Source organism: Pedobacter sp. 01T416_2 (assembly GCF_056398925.1).
The window spans coordinates 1-1,553 of the sequence record NZ_JBFTQI010001055.1 but is presented as its reverse complement, the minus strand read 5'-3'; the positions used below and the strand labels follow the sequence as shown (position 1 = coordinate 1,553).

1 protein-coding gene is annotated in these 1,553 nt (G+C 40.5%); it reads left to right on the top strand.

Annotation, left to right across the window (positions count from 1 at the left end; translation table 11 throughout):
• Positions 1–994, top strand: a 994-nt coding sequence (locus AC1DPQ_RS27285) for an Hsp70 family protein (RefSeq protein ID WP_477611495.1), incomplete at its 5' end; no start/stop codon positions are given.
• Positions 995–1,553: the final 559 nt, after the last annotated feature.

The following is a 1,553-nucleotide window of genomic DNA, read 5'->3' as shown; positions in this document are numbered from 1 at the left end:
ATATACAGCTTCCGATCTGGTTACACTCATTCTTAAAGACCTGAAAGAAAAAGCCGATCTGATTACGGGCTACGACTGCCAAAAAGCCATTATCGGCCGGCCTGTTTTCTTTGATGATGATAATACGATGAAAGATACCCTGGCGCAGACCAGGCTAAAAAAAGCTGCCGAAAGCGCGGGTTTTACTGATGTGCGTTTTCAATTCGAACCTATTGGGGCGGCCTTTGCCTACGAAAAAACAATCAGGAAGAAAGAACGGGTTTTAGTAGCCGATTTAGGTGGAGGTACAACAGATTTTACCTACCTGATCCTCGATCCGGATAAGGTTGGCAGCAAAGACCGTAAAAACGACATGATTGCCTCTGGTGGTATATACATTGGTGGCGATAGTCTCGATTCTGCTTTTATGTGGGATAAAGGCACACCATATTTCGGAAAAAATACGATGTATGAGGCTACACCCGGTAAAATTTTAAATGTGCCGAAATCGCTTTTCGCCAATATCTGCACCTGGGATAAAATGAACTTTTTTAACGGTTTAAAAATCCAGAAAGAGATTGAGGAATATTATTATTACTCTGGGAACGATCCGAAATTTAAGAACCTGATCACCCTGATCGAAAATAACCTCGGTTATTCCTTGTTCAGATCAATTGAGAAAACGAAAATCGAACTTTCCGACCAGCCTGTTTCTACCTTTGCCTATAACAATATGAAAATTGAGATTGATGAAAACATTTCGCTCGATCAGTATAATTCGATTATCGAAAAAGACATCAACAAAATCGATGCTTATCTGGATCAATTTATGGAAACATACAAAATCAAGCCAGAAGACATTGACTGCTTGTTTTTAACCGGAGGAACATCGATGGTTTCGGCCGTACAAAATCTGTTTAAGACTAAATTTCCGCATATTCCATTAAACTCTGGCGATAATTTTAAAAGTGTTGCCAAAGGATTGGCCTATAGCGGTTATCTATTTGAGGATTAAAGGTAAATCTGCAATATAGCAGCACTGTCTGCATACGTCATAGGCCGAGGAGAAGAAGTGCTGATTTGGATTTGGAGCGCAATGCCTGTGCAAAACACTCAGTTTCTTCCCGTTTTCCGCCTTTACGCTTCGCTACCTCGTACCTCGTTGCTGCAGGGTAACGCTTCAACCGGGGCTAATGGGCCAAAACAGTATTTCATTTTTGTGGTTGCAGGATGCACAAACCCTTGTTCCTAAACCCGATTGGAGCGAACATACCGATTCTTCATCGGTATAAAGCGTAAAGCGGGGCTGACAGCCGCCAAGAACCACTGCACGCTCATTTTCTAAAATTAATCGAAAAAATTATCCTTCGGTATGCTTCAATATTAATGACTGATGGATAAAGTAGATGAATAATCTTAAGATATCGTCATCTCCTTTGGTTTATCAAACTGATTTTTCTTCTTGCAATAGTATTACAAGAAGAAAGCTTGGTAAGCGTTTAAATAAAAGGCAGGGTGAATTTCCGTCATCTCTAGTTTACAGAACTTATGGTCGTATTAGTCCCTGCCTTTTA